15 protein-coding genes are annotated in these 14,518 nt (G+C 74.2%); 10 read left to right on the top strand and 5 right to left on the bottom strand.

Annotation, left to right across the window (positions count from 1 at the left end):
• Nucleotides 1-94: 94 nt before the first annotated feature.
• The 5 genes from KSK32_RS19845 to KSK32_RS19865 all read right to left on the bottom strand — a co-directional run bounded on the left by KSK32_RS19845 (nt 95) and on the right by KSK32_RS19865 (nt 5,118).
• A complete protein-coding gene (locus KSK32_RS19845) occupies nt 95-2,776 on the bottom strand; it encodes an FtsX-like permease family protein (RefSeq protein ID WP_216932555.1) in 2,682 nt (893 codons plus the stop codon).
• A complete protein-coding gene (locus tag KSK32_RS19850) occupies nt 2,773-3,504 on the bottom strand; it encodes an ABC transporter ATP-binding protein (protein ID WP_216932556.1) in 732 nt (243 codons plus the stop codon). Before KSK32_RS19850 ends, KSK32_RS19845 begins: the two co-directional genes overlap by 4 nt.
• A gap of 19 nt (nt 3,505-3,523) precedes the next feature.
• Nucleotides 3,524-4,105 (bottom strand): PadR family transcriptional regulator, encoded by a 582-nt coding sequence (locus KSK32_RS19855; RefSeq protein WP_013284661.1) that lies wholly within the window; start codon nt 4,103-4,105, stop codon nt 3,524-3,526.
• A gap of 69 nt (nt 4,106-4,174) precedes the next feature.
• Nucleotides 4,175-4,633: a ferritin-like domain-containing protein gene (locus tag KSK32_RS19860; protein WP_216936234.1), complete on the bottom strand. Its 459-nt coding sequence runs from the start codon at nt 4,631-4,633 to the stop codon at nt 4,175-4,177.
• A gap of 35 nt (nt 4,634-4,668) precedes the next feature.
• A complete protein-coding gene (locus KSK32_RS19865) occupies nt 4,669-5,118 on the bottom strand; it encodes a hypothetical protein (RefSeq protein WP_216936235.1) in 450 nt (149 codons plus the stop codon).
• Nucleotides 5,119-5,381: 263 nt separating this feature from the next.
• Here KSK32_RS19865 and rimP point away from each other — a divergent pair, with 263 nt between their 5' ends.
• The 10 genes from rimP (at nt 5,382) to KSK32_RS19915 (ending at nt 14,444) form a co-directional block, all read left to right on the top strand.
• Entirely contained in the window at nt 5,382-6,032 is a 651-nt protein-coding gene (gene rimP, locus KSK32_RS19870) for a ribosome maturation factor RimP (RefSeq protein ID WP_216932557.1), read from the top strand.
• Nucleotides 6,029-7,072, top strand: a complete 1,044-nt coding sequence (gene nusA / locus KSK32_RS19875; protein WP_216932558.1) for a transcription termination factor NusA — start codon at nt 6,029-6,031, stop codon at nt 7,070-7,072. Before rimP ends, nusA begins: the two co-directional genes overlap by 4 nt.
• 15 nt (nt 7,073-7,087) lie before the next feature.
• On the top strand, nt 7,088-7,423 hold the full coding sequence (locus tag KSK32_RS19880) for a YlxR family protein (RefSeq protein ID WP_216932559.1): 336 nt from the start codon (nt 7,088-7,090) through the stop codon (nt 7,421-7,423).
• Between the two features lie 93 nt (nt 7,424-7,516).
• Entirely contained in the window at nt 7,517-10,522 is a 3,006-nt protein-coding gene (gene infB / locus KSK32_RS19885; RefSeq protein ID WP_216932560.1) for a translation initiation factor IF-2, read from the top strand.
• Between the two features lie 82 nt (nt 10,523-10,604).
• Nucleotides 10,605-11,648 (top strand): TRM11 family methyltransferase, encoded by a 1,044-nt coding sequence (locus tag KSK32_RS19890; RefSeq protein WP_216932561.1) that lies wholly within the window; start codon nt 10,605-10,607, stop codon nt 11,646-11,648.
• 41 nt (nt 11,649-11,689) lie between these two features.
• Nucleotides 11,690-11,983, top strand: coding sequence for a DUF503 domain-containing protein (locus tag KSK32_RS19895; protein ID WP_013284668.1), 294 nt, complete (start codon nt 11,690-11,692; stop codon nt 11,981-11,983).
• A 182-nt stretch (nt 11,984-12,165) separates the two neighbouring features.
• A complete protein-coding gene (rbfA, locus tag KSK32_RS19900) occupies nt 12,166-12,657 on the top strand; it encodes a 30S ribosome-binding factor RbfA (protein WP_216932562.1) in 492 nt (163 codons plus the stop codon).
• Nucleotides 12,654-13,682: a bifunctional oligoribonuclease/PAP phosphatase NrnA gene (locus KSK32_RS19905; protein WP_216932563.1), complete on the top strand. Its 1,029-nt coding sequence runs from the start codon at nt 12,654-12,656 to the stop codon at nt 13,680-13,682. The genes rbfA and KSK32_RS19905 overlap by 4 nt, the downstream gene beginning before the upstream one ends.
• A 145-nt stretch (nt 13,683-13,827) precedes the next feature.
• Nucleotides 13,828-14,235, top strand: coding sequence for a hypothetical protein (locus KSK32_RS19910; RefSeq protein WP_018785896.1), 408 nt, complete (start codon nt 13,828-13,830; stop codon nt 14,233-14,235).
• Complete coding sequence (locus KSK32_RS19915; RefSeq protein WP_216936236.1) at nt 14,235-14,444, top strand: DUF6186 family protein; 210 nt, start codon at nt 14,235-14,237, stop codon at nt 14,442-14,444. Before KSK32_RS19910 ends, KSK32_RS19915 begins: the two co-directional genes overlap by 1 nt.
• Nucleotides 14,445-14,518: the final 74 nt, after the last annotated feature.

Genomic DNA, 14,518 nt, shown 5'->3' on the forward strand with positions numbered 1-14,518 from the left:
CTCCATCTCGCCGAAGTGGTGGCATCCACCCCACCGTGATGCCGCCACTCCGGCGAAATGGTGTCGATCATGGCCGGGCGCCGGGCGGGCCGGCTCAGTCGAGCCGGCGTTCGATCGGCAGGCGGGACCGGGTGAACAGCGCCGCGCCGCCCATCGCCACCAGCGGCACCACCACCAGCGCGGCGAGCGTCACGCCGGGCACCGTCACCGGGTACGGCGGCTGCACCGGCCAGGACTCCGCGTACCGCTGGTTGAGCGCGGCCAGGACGACCACGGCGGAGCCGAGCCCGGCGACGATGCCCAGCGCCGAGCCGAGCACCGCGATGACCCCGGCCTGGCAGAGGGACAGCAGGCGGCGTACCCGGGGATCGGCGCCGACCGCCGCGAGCGTGGACAGGTCCCGGCGGCCCTCGGCCGCGGCGAGGCCGGTGGCGACCGCGGCGGCGCCCAGCGTGATCACCCCGGAGGCCACTGCGAGCAGGAGCAGCATCGGGCGCTGGTCCGACGGCGGGTCGGCGGTCGCCACCTGCGCCGACACGGGCACGATGTCGAACAGCTCGTCGGTCAGCAGCTCGATCTGCCGGTCGGTGGGCGAGCCGGCGGTGTCCAGCAGGTACCCCATCGGCACGGCGGTCAGGCCGAGCGTGCCCGCGGCGACGGGGGAGAGGACCAGCCGGTCGACCGGAAGACCGCCGTGCAGCACGTACGCGGGCAGGAGCCGCCCGGTCGGCGGGCCGCCGGAGTTGTCGTTCACCTCCACCCGGACCTGCCCGTCCACCACCCGCCGGGGGTCGGTGACCACCACGCCACCGGTGGCGAGCGTCCGGCGCGCGGCGGCCAGCTCGTCGTCCGGCGCGCCGGTGAGCGCGGCCAGCGCGCCGCCGTTGTCCACGAGCGCCGGCAGGTAGACGTCGACCGGCTCCTGAAAAGGGCTGACGCAGCGCGGATCCCGCCGGGCCGAGTCGGGGACGGCCTGCTCGGAGGAGGTGTACGGGCAGCGCTGCTCGGGCGGAACGAGCGCGTACGCGGTGCAGTCGTTCTTGTCCCGGACGGTGCCGGCGCAGCCGGGGACGGCGACGGATGCCACGGTGGCGTCCGGCAGGACCGTGCGGGCCCGGTCGGCGACGACCCCGGCCGGCGGCGGGACCGCCGGGGTGTCACCGGAGTAGGTGAGCAGCACGTTCCCCGGCGGAAGGCCGGGCTGCCAGAGCTCCCGCGACCGGGTCTCGTCGCTCGCCACGTAGACGCCGAGCGCGACGCTTCCGGCGACCGCCGCCATCACCGCCGAGATGGCGGGCGCGGCCGAGGACCGGTTGCGGCTGGCGTCGCGCAACGCGAGCCGCGGGGTAAGCGGCAGCAACCGGCCGGCCCGGCCCAGGACGCCGACCAGCGTCGGGGTGCACAACACCAGCCCCAGCTCGCCCAGGGCGACGCCGGCCAGCACGCCGGTCTGCGAGGTGCGGCCCGCGGCGAACGCGGCGATCGCGGTCCCGGCGGCGGTGAGCGCCACCCCGGCCAGCAGCCAGCGGCGGCGGGGCCGGGCCGCGTCGCGCCGGCCGGCCAGGCCGGTCGCCACGTCCTGCCGGGCCGCCGTCCAGGCCGGGGCCATCGCCGCCAGCACCCCGGCCAGCACCGCCGTCGCGGCGATCGCCACCAGCGCGGCCGGGAAGATCCGGTACGCCCCGAGGCGTGCCCCGACCAGGTACTGCTCCACGAGCGGCCGGCCCGCGAACGCGGCGCCGATGCCGAGCACCAGGCCGAGGGCGGCCCCGCCGGCGCCGAGCACCACCCCGTCGGCGAGCACGATCCGGCGCAGGTGGGCGGCGTCGCCACCGGCCACCGCGACGAGCGCGAGATCCCGCCGCCGGCGCCGGACGCTCACCGCGAAGGCCGGGCCGACCAGCAGCACCACCTCCAGCAGGCCCAGCCCGCCGACCACCCCGACGACGCCGGCCTCGTCGGCGTCCGGCATGTTCATGCCGCGGGAGAACTCCTGCCGTCCCGGCAGCGGGTCGCGGACGACGACCTGGACGCCCTGCGTGTTCAGCCGGTCGACGAGCCCCGGGTCCAGCGGGCCGGGCAGGTCCACCAGCCAGGTGTCGCTGCCGCCCGCGCCGTCCGGGGTCACCCCGGGCAGCGTGACCACGTCCCCGAGGTTGTCCGGATACTCCACCACGCCGACCACGCGGTACGTGGTGCCGTCGATGCCGCGTACCGGGTCGCCGATGCGGGTCTCCAGCCGGCGCAACGCCGGCGGGCTGACCGCGATCTCGTCGGGGCGTACCGGCGGGCGGCCGTCGCGGACCCGCGCCAGCGGCCGGGTGAGCGGGTCGGTCAGGTCCACGGCGCGCGCGTCGAGCGTCTCGACGTGCCGGCCGACCCGGGTCGAGAACGTCATCCACCAACGCGTGCGGGCGGTTCGGCTGCCCTCGGGCAGCAGCGCGCGAACCTCCTCGGCGGCCGCCGGACGGGTCCGGGAGATCCAGTCGCCCTCGACCGGCCAGGCCGACTCGCCCCAGGCGTCCTGCGTCACCGGCGTCAGGCTGTCCCAGCGCAGCGCGACGTCGCCACCGCCGAGCTGGCGCTCGATGCGCTCGGCGCGGGTCAGGTCACCCATGTCGTAGCTGACCGCGGCGAAGCTGAGGCCGAACACCGGCAGCGCGATCATGACCAGCACCAGCAGCGTGCGCCGCCGGGACCGCCGCGCCTCCCGGCGGGCGATCCGCAGCGCGGTCCGCCACGATCCGCGTACGGCGGCGAGGCGGCCGCCGCTCACCGGCTGCTGCCGCTGAGCAGGTGCTCGACGCCGATCAGCGGGGCGGTCGAGTCGACCATCACCCCGTCGCGCAGGAAGACCACCCGGTCCGCCCAGCCGGCGTGCCGGGCCTCGTGGGTGACCAGCACCCCTGCTGCTCCGGCGTCCACCCGGCGCCGCAGCAGATGCAGCACCGCCTCGCCGGTCTGGGAGTCCAGTGCTCCGGTCGGCTCGTCGGCGAGGACCAGGCGGCGTTCGCCGACGAGAGCCCGGGCGATGGCGACCCGTTGCTGCTGGCCGCCCGACATCTGGTCCGGGAAGCGGTCGGCCAGATCCTCCAGGTCGACCTCGCGCAGCGCGGCCAGCGCCAGCTGGCGGGCCGCCCGCACGCCGGTGCCGTCCAGTTCCAGCGGGAGCGCCACGTTCTCCACGGCGGTCAGGCTGCCCAGCAGGTTCAGATCCTGGAAGACGTACCCGATCCGGCGGCGGCGCAGCCGGGCCAGCCCGCGGGCGGACAGTCCGGCCAGCGCCTCGCCCTCGACCACCACCTCGCCGCCGGTGGGCCGGTCCAGGCCGCCGGCCAGCGCCAGCAGCGTGGACTTGCCGGACCCGGAGGGGCCCATCACCGCCACCAGCTCACCGGCCCGCACGGTCAGGCTCACGCCGCGCAGCGCGTGCACGGCGGCCTCACCGGCGCCGTGGGTCCGGCGTACGTCCCGTAGTTCCAGCACCCCGTCGATCGGGTCCATCAGCGCCTCCCGTTCCGGGTCACCGGCGGGCTTCGTCGCCGGCCCGGTCCACCGCCTCGGGGTGGTCGACCGCCCGGATCGGCGCCGGGCGGTGCCGGACCAGGCTCGTCTCACAGTGGTCGAGCCACCGCACCTCGGCCTCGGTCTGGAAGATCATCGCGTCCAGCACCAGCCGCCAGGGTAGATCCTCCGGCTTGTCGCTCGTGTACTTCAACCGGGTGAACTCCTGGAGCGCGCGCATGGTGGCGGTGCGCTGGGTCTGCACCACCGACCGCACGTCGACGCCCGGGGTGGTCAGCGCCAGCGCCAGCTTGATCGACAGCTCGTCACGGGGCCGGTCGGCGCGGCTGATCGGCGTGGCGAACCACAGCGCCAGGTCCGCCCGTCCGGCGTCGGTGATCTCGTACGGCCGCTGCCCGCTCTCGTTCTCCGGCAGCGGGCGGACCAGGCCGTCACGTTCCAGCCGCGCCAGCGTGGTGTAGACCTGTCCGATGTTCAACGGCCAGGTCGACCCGGTGGACTCCTCGAACGCGGCACGGAGCTGGTAGCCGTACATCTGGCCGCGTTCGAGCAGGGCGAGCAGGCCGTGACGGATGGACATGACCGCGAGTATGCATACCTGGTATGCGCTATGCAACCGGAGGGTTCCGCCGGGTGACCGGCGTCGCGCTCAGGCCGGGCGGCCCGGGAACGGAACGGTGACCGGCGTCACGCCCGCCGTACGCCGCCAGCGGGTGGCGCGCAACGCGCAGTCGGTGAGCGCGGCGAGCGCCGTGTTCCGGTCCGCGCCCGTGGTGTGCGCCAGCGCGGACCGCCAGTGCCCGGCCGTCCGCTCCTCGATCTCCACCGCCAGGCGCAGCGCGCTCGCCCGGTCCGTCACCGGGTAGGGCAGCGCGTACCCGGCCCGGTCGGCGGGCACCTGCCCGGAACCCTCCGCGAGCTGGAGCAGCAGCGCGTCGCGGCGGGACCGGTGGGCCGCCTCGGCGGCACGGGCGGCCGTACGTGCCGCCTCGGTCAGGTGCACACCGATCACCCCGTACGCCCAGATCGCCGCGTACTCGGCGGCGAGCGCGTCGGCGAGCGCCGAGGCCGGGCCGGTCGTCGGGTTCGCGCTGAGCCAACCGGGCATGAACTCACGGCCCTCGCTCCGCTCGGTGCGTTCGTTCATTTGAGGGCCTCCACGTGGGTGGCCCGCGCGGCGGCGATCGAGCCGAGCAGCGCGGCCCGCTCGGCCGGCGCGGCGGCGCACGCCCTGGCCGCGTTCGTCCGGCCCTCCTGCTCGGCCCGGCGCAGCTCGGTGAGCGCGGCGTCGGGTGCGGGCGCGCTCGCCGAGCCGGCGGACTCCGGAGCGCCGGAGGGTGCCGGCCGGCCGATCACGCGGCGTAGCTCCTCGGCGTGCGCCCGGTGCGCGTCGGCAATCGGGGTGAGCCGGTCGGCCAGCGCCGGAGCGGCGGTGGCGGCGGCCCGGTAGCGGGCCTCCAGCGCGAGCGCCTCGGCGGCGAGCGGCTCCAGCGCGTCCGGCTCCGGCGGCTCCTTGTCGCGGTCGAAAAGATCACAACCGGTCAGCGGCACTGTCGCACCGCCGAGCGCCACGAGCCCGCCGACACGCAGCAGCCAGCGCCGGGAATGCCCCGTTCTGACCTGGTCGGATGGTGTTCTGCCGATCCCCACCTGACAGAGTCAACACCATCCGCGCCGCCTCGTGGAGCAGGGTCTCGGTGCGCCGCCGGGCCCGTCGACGGCCACAAGCGTTACGCTCTGCGCAACCACCGGGCGCGGACGCCCCGGTGGCGCGCCGGTATGGCGGGCCGATCGCCCGCACCGGCCCGGGACAACACGGCCCGCGGGTCGTGGCAACAGCAGGAGAGGTGCGCGCAATGACGCAGCGTGGCCGTGCCACCCGGTCGACGGGGCCCGCCGGGCGGCCCCGCCGGTCCGACGGGCCCCGCGGCACGGACCGGAGCGGCGCACCCCGCGGCGACCTCGCCGCCCGCCGCAACCGGCTGCGCGAGGTGATCGAACCGGTCGTCACCGCTGCCGGTTACGACCTGGAGGACCTCTCCGTCTCCCGCGCCGGCCGGCGGCACGTGGTCCGCGTGATCGTGGACGCCGACGGCGGGATCAACCTGGACGCCGTGGCGGACGTCTCCCGCGCGGTCTCGGCGGCGCTTGACGCGGCCGAGGAGGCCGGCGGCGACATCGTGGCCGGCGAGTACCAGCTGGAGGTCAGCTCGCCCGGCGTGGACCGCCCGCTCACCCTGCCCCGGCACTGGCGGCGCAACGCCGGACGGCTGGTCAAGGTCACCGTCCGCGGCGACGCGGGGGACCGCCAGCTCACCGGCCGGATCACGGCCGCCGACGACGAACGCGTGGTGCTGGAGACCGACGCCGGCCCCGCCGAACACCCGTACGCCGAACTCGGGCCCGGCCGGGTCCAGGTGGAGTTCAACCGCCTGGACGACCTGGCCGACGAGGACCTCGGTGACGACACCGACGACGACGAAGATCTGGAGGACGAGGAGAGGTGAACATCGACCTCGCGGCGCTGCGCGCCCTGGAGCGCGAGCGGGAGATCCCGTTCGACACGATCCTCGCGGCGATCGAGACCGCGCTGCTGACCGCCTACCGGCACACCGACGGCGCCGAGGCGCACGCCCGGGTGGAGATCGACCGCAAGAGCGGGGCCGCCTCGGTCTACGCGCAGGAGCTGGACGCCGACGGCACGGTGACCCGGGAGTGGGACGACACTCCGCACGACTTCGGGCGGATCGCCGCCATGACGGCCAAGCAGGTGATCCTCCAGCGGCTGCGGGAGGCCACCGACGAGGTGCACTTCGGCGAGTACGTCGGCCGCGACGGTGACCTGGTCACCGGCGTGGTGCAGGCGCACGAGACCCGCCGGGAGAAGGGCATCGTCAGCGTCGACCTGGGCAAGCTGGAGGGCGTCCTGCCGCAGTCCGAGCAGGTTCCCGGCGAGCGGTACGAGCACGGTGAGCGGATCCGCTGCGTGGTCGTGCACGTCGCCAAGGGCATGCGCGGCCCACAGATCACGCTGTCCCGCTCGCATCCCGGGCTGGTGAAGAAGCTGTTCGCGCTGGAGGTGCCGGAGATCGCCGACGGCACCGTGGAGATCGGCGCGATCGCGCGTGAGGCAGGTCACCGTACGAAGATCGCGGTGCGTTCGACCACGTCCGGCGTCAACGCCAAGGGCGCCTGCATCGGCCCGATGGGCCAGCGGGTCCGCGCCGTGATGAGCGAGCTGCACGGCGAGAAGATCGACATCATCGACTGGTCGGACGACCCGGCCACCTTCGTCGGCAACGCGTTGTCGCCGGCCAAGGCGCTGCGGGTCGAGGTGGTCGACCTGGCCTCCCGTACCGCCCGGGTGACCGTCCCGGACTTCCAGCTCTCGCTCGCGATCGGTCGGGAGGGGCAGAACGCCCGCCTCGCGGCCCGCCTGACCGGTTGGCGCATCGACATCCGGTCCGACGCGGAGGCCACGCCACCGCAGAGCCGGGGCGGAGCTGATCACGTACCGGAGCCGGGCGGCGCGATCTCGGGAAGCTAGGGGTAGACTTTCTCAGTGGTACGACGCGCGCTGCCGGAGCGCACCTGTGTGGGCTGCCGGAAACGAGCGCCGGCCAGCGAGTTGTTGCGGATCGTCGCGGTTGGTGACGAGGCTGGTCACACCAGTCTCCGGCCCGACCCGGCCCGCAGACTGCCGGGTCGGGGAGCGAACATGCACCCTGATCCGGCCTGCTTCGCGCAGGCGGTGCGACGCCGCGCCTTCGGGCGGGCACTGCGCCTCACCGAGGTCCCCGACCACGGTGCGCTTGCGGAGCACGTCGACGCGCAACCCCCGACGACCGGTCAACCCGACCGGTCGAGGGTCGCTAGCAAGGTAGGACGACCGACATGAGCACACGATGAAGTCCCAGAAATGACCAGGCTTCAAGTGCACGAGTGAGGTCGCTGCGGGTGCTGCCCGCACGACCTCGGAGTGAGGAGTGCAGTGGCAGGAAAGGCCCGCGTACACGAGCTTGCCAAGGAGCTCGGGGTCGAAAGCAAGACCGTTCTCGCCAAGCTCAAGGAGATGGGCGAGTTCGTGAAGTCCGCGTCCAGCACCGTCGAGGCGCCTGTCGCCCGGCGGCTGCGTAGCGCGTTCGTAGCCGGTTCGTCGGCGCCCGCCGGCCCGCCGGCTGCCGCGCCCAGTGGCCCGGCACCGACCCCGACGCCCACCCCGACCCCGGGTGCCCCCCGGGTCTCGGCCAAGCCGATGCCGCCCCGGCGTCCGGCCGCGCCGACCCCTGGACCGAAGCCCAAGGGCCCGGTCCCCGGCCCGCCGCAGCCGGCGACTCCGGTCGCCAAGCCGGCGAGCGCGCACGACATCGAAGTGGCGGCCGCCGAGGCGCGTGCCGCCGCGCTCAAGGCTGAGCAGGAGGCCGCGGTCAAGGCCGCCCAGGCCGCCCGTCAGCAGCAGCGCGAGACCGTACGCCGGGAGCCCCCGGCCGAGGGCGGTGCTCGCCCGGGTCCGCGTCCCGGCCCGAACGCCATGCCGCCGCGTCCGGGTTCCCCGGCCGCCGGTCGTCCCGGCGGTCCGGGTCAGGGTCAGGGCCCCGGTGCCCGGCCCGGCGGTCGTCCGCCGGCGCGTGGCGCCGGTAACAACCCGTTCGGCATCCAGGGCGGCCAGCAGCAGCGGCCCCCGGCCGCCGGTGCGGGCGGTCCCCGTCCCAGCCCGGCCGGCATGCCGCCGCGGCCCAGCCCGGCGTCGATGCCGCCGCGGCCGAGCCCGGCCTCGATGCCGAGCCAGCGTCCGACCACCGGCCGTCCCGGCGGCCCCGGTGGCGGTCGTGGCGGCCCCGGCGGCGGCGCCGGTCGTCCCGGTGGCGGTGGCGGTGGCTACCGCGGTGGACCCGGTGGTGGCGGCGGTGGCGGTGGCTACCGCGGCGGTCCCGGTGGTGGCGGCGGTGGCGGTGGCTACCGCGGCGGCCCCGGCGGCGGTGGCGGTGCTCCCGGCGGTGGTTTCCGTCCGGGTGGTCCGGTCGGCGGCGGTGGCCGTCCCGGCGGTGGCGGCCGTGGCCGTGGCGGTGGCGCGGCGGGTGCCTTCGGGCGTCCCGGCGGCCGGCCGACGCGCGGTCGCAAGTCCAAGAAGCAGCGCAGACAGGAGTTCGACAACCTGTCGGCCCCGACCATGTCCTCGGGCGCGCCCCGAGGTCAGGGTCAGGTCGTCCGGTTGTCCCGTGGCGCCTCGCTGTCGGACTTCGCCGACAAGATCAACGCCAACCCGGGTTCGCTGGTCCAGGAGATGTTCAACCTGGGCGAGATGGTGACGGCGACCCAGTCGTGCTCCGACGAGACCCTGCAGCTGCTGGGTGAGCACCTCGGCTTCGACGTGCAGATCGTCAGCCCGGAGGACGAGGACCGCGAGCTGCTCGCGCAGTTCAACATCGACCTCGACGCCGAGGTCGCGGCGGACCGCCTGGTCAGCCGTGCGCCGGTCGTGACCGTCATGGGTCACGTCGACCACGGTAAGACCAAGCTGCTCGACGCGATCCGCAAGGCGAACGTGGTGGCCGGCGAGGCGGGTGGCATCACCCAGCACATCGGCGCCTACCAGGTCCACGTCCCGCACGAGGGCGAGGACCGGGCGGTGACGTTCATCGACACCCCGGGTCACGAGGCGTTCACCGCCATGCGTGCCCGTGGTGCCCAGGTCACGGACATCGTGATCCTGGTGGTCGCGGCCGACGACGGCGTCATGCCGCAGACCATCGAGGCGCTCAACCACGCCAAGGCGGCCGAGGTGCCGATCGTGGTCGCGGTCAACAAGGTCGACAAGCCCGAGGCGAACCCGGACAAGGTCCGCCAGCAGCTGACCGAGTACGGCCTGGTCGCCGAGGAGTACGGCGGCGAGACCATGTTCGTCAACGTGGCGGCCAAGCCCGGCATCGGCATCGAGGAGCTGCTCGAGGCCGTGCTGCTGACCGCCGACGCGTCGCTGGAGCTGACCGCTCCGATCGACGGGCCGGCGCAGGGTGTCGCGATCGAGGCGCACCTGGACAAGGGCCGTGGCGCGGTGGCGACCGTGCTGGTGCAGAAGGGCACCCTGCGTGCCGGTGACTCGATCGTCGCCGGTGGGGCGCACGGCCGCGTCCGGGCCATGCTGGACGAGAACGGCAAGCCGGTCGACGAGGCCGGTCCGGCCCGTCCGGTCATGGTGCTGGGTCTGACCACGGTGCCGGGTGCGGGTGACACCTTCCTGGCGGCCGAGGACGACCGCACCGTGCGGCAGATCGCCGAGCAGCGGCAGGCACGGAGGCGGGCGGCGTCGTTCGCCAACTCCCGTGGCCGGGCCACTCTCGAGACGCTCATGGAGCAGCTCAAGGAGGGCGAGAAGACCTCGCTCAACCTGGTGCTCAAGGGCGACGTCTCCGGTTCGGTGGAGGCGCTCGAGGACGCGCTGTTCAACCTCGACATCCCGGAGGAGGTCCAGCTTCGGATCATCCACCGGGGCGTGGGCGCGATCACCGAGAGCGACGTCATGCTCGCGAGCGCCTCGTCCGAGGCGGTCACGATCATCGGCTTCAACGTGCGGGCCTCGAACAAGGTCCGCGAGATGGCCGACCGCGAGGGCGTGGAGATCCGGTACTACACCGTCATCTACCAGGCCATCGAGGAGATCGACGCCGCGCTCAAGGGCCTGCTCAAGCCGGAGTACGAGGAGGTCGAGCTGGGCACCGCGGAGATCCGCGACGTCTTCCGCTCGTCCAAGATCGGCAACATCTCCGGCTGTATCGTCCGGTCCGGCCTCATCCGCCGCAACGCCAAGGCGCGGCTGCTGCGGGACGGGGCGGTCGTGGCGGACAACCTCACGATCAGCTCCTTGAAGCGGTTCAAGGACGACGCGACCGAGGTCCGCGAGGGCTTCGAGTGTGGTCTGACGCTGGGCGGCTACAACAACGTCCAGGTCGGCGACGTCATCGAGACGTTCGAGATGCGCGAGAAGCCGCGCGCCTGACGACCACGCGTACGACCGGCCGGCGGCCGGGGCCCTCGGGCCCCGGCCGTCGCCGTTTCCGCAGGCTGCGACAATCTCCGGCGTGATCCGGTACGCACTGCTCCTCGCCCCGTCCGCCAACCGCGTCTACGCCGGCGCGGCGGCCCGGCTGGCCCGTGCCGAACTGGCCGTGTTCGCCGGTTCCGGCGTGCTCGGCGTCGTACCGGCCGGTCCGGAGGTGACCGGGATCGGCGGGGTGGAGTACCTGACGTTCACCACCGCCGAACCCGGGCTGGGCGAGCGGGACCTGGCCCACCTGGCGAACCTGTCGGCGGCGTACGCGCTGTTCGAACGGGTCGGCGACGACCTGCTCCGGCCGGTGCCGCTGCGCCCGCTGGCCCGGTACGACTCCGACCTGATCACCATTCCGAAGTACTCCGGCAAGACCAACGAGCAGTTCACCCGGCTGCTGCTCAACGTCACGGTGCTCGCCTCCGCCGCCGCGCCGCGGATGCTGGACGGGCCGGTGGTGGTGCTGGACCCGCTCTGCGGCCGGGGCACCACGCTCAACCAGGCGCTGATGTACGGCTACGACGGCATCGGCATCGAGCGCGACGGCAAGGACGTGGACGCGTACGCGGCGTTCCTGCGTACCTGGCTGCGCCGCAAGCGGCTCAAGCACACCACCGACTCGACGTCGGTGCGCCGGGACCGCAAGCTGGTGGCCCGCCGGTTCGAGGCGGTGCTCGCGCCGTCGCGGGACGAGCACCGGGCCGGTGCCACCCAACGGGTGACGGTGCTGCACACCGACACCACCCGGGCCCGCGAGGCGTTGCGTCCCCGGTGCGCCGACGTGATCGTCACCGACGTGCCGTACGGGGTGGCGCACGGCAGCCGTACCGACCAGGGGTTGTCCCGCAGCCCGCTGGAGCTGCTCACCGCCGCCGTGCCGGTGTGGCGGGAGCTGCTGCGCCCGGGTGGCGCCCTCGGGCTGTCCTGGAACACGCACGTGGCGCCGCGGGCGCAGGCGGAGGCGGTGCTGGCCGACGCCGGGCTGCGGGTGCTCGACGGTCCGGGCTTCGGTGACTTCGCGCACCGGGTCGACCAGGCGATCGAGCGGGACGTGCTGGTGGCGGTGGCGCCTTAATCGCGTGCCGGGGCGCGCCGCCCGGCGTACCGTTGCTCGCCGTGTATACCGGAACCGCACTGTTCGACCTGTTGCTCCCGGGTGACTCCCGGTCCCTGAAGGCCAAGCGGTCCTACGTCCGGCCGATCGTCGCCGCGCTGCGCAAGTTCGAGGTCTCCGCCGCCGAGGTGGGGGCGCTGGACCTGCACGGCCGGGCCGAGATCGGGGTGGCGGTGGTGGCCGCCGAGCCGGCTCACGTCCGCGAGGTGCTCGACTCCTGTGAGCGGCTGGTCGCCGCCCGCCCGGAGACCGAGCTGCTGTCGGTCCGCCGCCGTCTGCACGGCGCGGACGACTGACGGCGCGTCGCGCGGCACTCCCGGCCGTGCCGCGCGACGCCCGGCCGGGCGCGGGTAGTGTTCTTCAGCGTTGAGCGGTCGGACCCGGCGGCGCCCACGCGCCCGCCGTCTCCGGCCGACGGCCCGGATCGCCTGGTGATCCGGCGTCGTCATCGGTAAAGGTGATCCCGGAGGTGGGGGACATGTCGGATCCGGCCAAGGTACGCAGGCACGCGGAGCGCATCCGGGAACTCGTCGCGTCGGTGGTGCGCAGCCAGATCAAGGACCCCCGGCTCGGCATGATCACGATCACCGACGCCCGGATCACCGCCGACCTGCGTGACGCCACCGTCTTCTACACGGTGCTCGGCGACGCGGCGGCCCAGGCGAGCACCGCCGCGGCGCTGGAGAGCGCCAAGGGCATGCTGCGCAGCACCGTCGGCAAGGCGCTCGGGCTGCGGCACTCGCCGACGCTGACCTTCGTCCTGGACGACGTGCAGGACCAGGTCAAGCACATCGACGACCTGCTGGCCGCCGCGCGTACCGCCGACGCCGAGGTGCAGCGGCTGGCCGCCACGTCCTCGTACGCGGGCGACGCCCAGCCGTACCGGGTCGAGGAGGACGACGAGGAGGGCGAGGACGCCTCGGCCGACGACGAGGGCGACGACGAGCCGCGCGCCGGCGAGCGCCGGTGACCGAGGCCGCCGGGCCCACCGAGACCGCGTGGGCGGCCGCCGTCGCGGCGGTACGCGATCTTCCCGCCGGCGCGCGGGTGCTGCTGATCTGCCACGTGAACCCGGACGGGGACGCGCTGGGCAGCATGCTGGGCTTCGGGCTGGGCCTGCGCCGGCTGGGCGTACGCGATCTCCAGGCCACCTTCCCCGGCCCGCCGGAGGTGCCCGAGCCGTTCCGGTGGATGCCCGGGGTGGACCTGCTGGTGCCGCAGGACGAGGCGTACCCGGCGCCGGACCTGGTGATCTGCTTCGACGCGGCGAGCGAGTCCCGGCTGGGCGACCTGGCCGACCGGCTGGACACGGCGGGCACGTCGCTCGTGCTCGACCATCACGCCTCGAACAGCGGGTTCGGCCGGATCAGCCTGGTCGACCCGCACGCCGCCGCCACCTCCGTGGTCGCGCTGGAGCTGCTGGACCGGCTCGGTGTGACGCTGGACGCGGAGATGGCGACCGGGCTGTACGTCGCGCTGGCCACCGACACCGGCTCGTTCCGCTTCGAGGCGACCACGCCGGCCGTGCACGAGACGGCCGCGCGCCTGGTCGCCACCGGCATCCGGCCCGGTGACATCTCCCGGCGGGTCTTCGACACCCGCCCGTTCGGCGCCGTCCGCCTCTTCGGCGAGGTGCTCGGCCGGGCCACGCTGGAACCCGCGGCCGCCGCCGGGCACGGCCTCGTCTGGACGTACGCCACCCGCGACGACCTGGTCCGCCACGACCAGCCCGCGTACGTGCTGGAGGCGCTGATCGACTCGGTGCGCTGCACCGCCGAGGCGGACGTGAGCTGCGTGGTCAAGCAGGCGGGCGACGCCGAGTGGGCGGTGTCGCTGCGCAGCAAGGGCGCTGTGGACGTGAGCCGGGTGGCGGTGGCGCTCGGCGGCGGCGGGCACCGGTTCGCCGCCGGTTTCACCGGCCGGGGTTCCCTCGACGAGGTGGTCGGGTGGATCCGTGCCGAGCTGGCGACCGGCGCGGTGACCCCGATGGCGTGAGGCGCCCGGTTAAGGCGATTTGTCCTTCTGGTCCGGTCGATCCGGTGCGGCGACGATCGGAAGTGTGAGCCGATCGGCGCGTTTTCGGGGGATCACGACGCGTGCCGGGCTTTCCGCGGTGCGTCACCCTGGGGACAATCGGGTGATGGATCATCCCCGCGAGCTCACCGTCGAGGCGCCCCGGGCCTGGGACCGGCCGGTCGTCTCCGTGCCGGTGCTGATCTGCCTCTCCCTGGTCGGCGGCCAGTTGCCGTCCTTCTCGACCGCGGCGAACCTCTACATCCTCACCACCGGCGGGGGGTTGATCTGGGTCGGCCTGAACAACCGGGTGCCCCGGCGCCCGGCGCCGCGCCGGCTGCCGTCGGTCGCGCTGTGGTGGCTGGTCCCGGTGACCGTCTTCGGTGTCTTCGAGGGGGCGACGTTCGTGATGGCGGCGGGTGACGACTTCCCCACCTTCTCCCGGCTGGCCGATCCGCTGCTGGAGGACAACCTGGCCCGCTCGGCGGCCTGGTTCGCGTGGCTGTCCGCGTTCTGGGGACTGGTGCGCCGATGATGCGGGCTCTGGCGATCGGCGGGTTCGCAGTCTCGATCGTGCTGTTCGCCGTGATCGAGTGGGCCGCGCGCCGGGAGGGGTCGCGGATCCCGTCGCTGGCCGACATCTGCGCGTTCGTGATGCGGTACGAGGTGGGTCCGGTGCCGGTCGGCCGGATCGGGCTGTTCGGCTTCTGGTGGTGGCTGGGCTGGCACTTCCTGGCCCGCTGACCGCCCTCGCCGAGCCGGGACGACGACGTTGATCTTTCCGCATTTCGGGAACAGTGGGCAGTATCTGGAAAGTG

This window comes from Micromonospora sp. WMMB482, assembly GCF_019038635.1.
In the GTDB taxonomy this organism is placed as follows: domain Bacteria; phylum Actinomycetota; class Actinomycetes; order Mycobacteriales; family Micromonosporaceae; genus Micromonospora; species Micromonospora marina.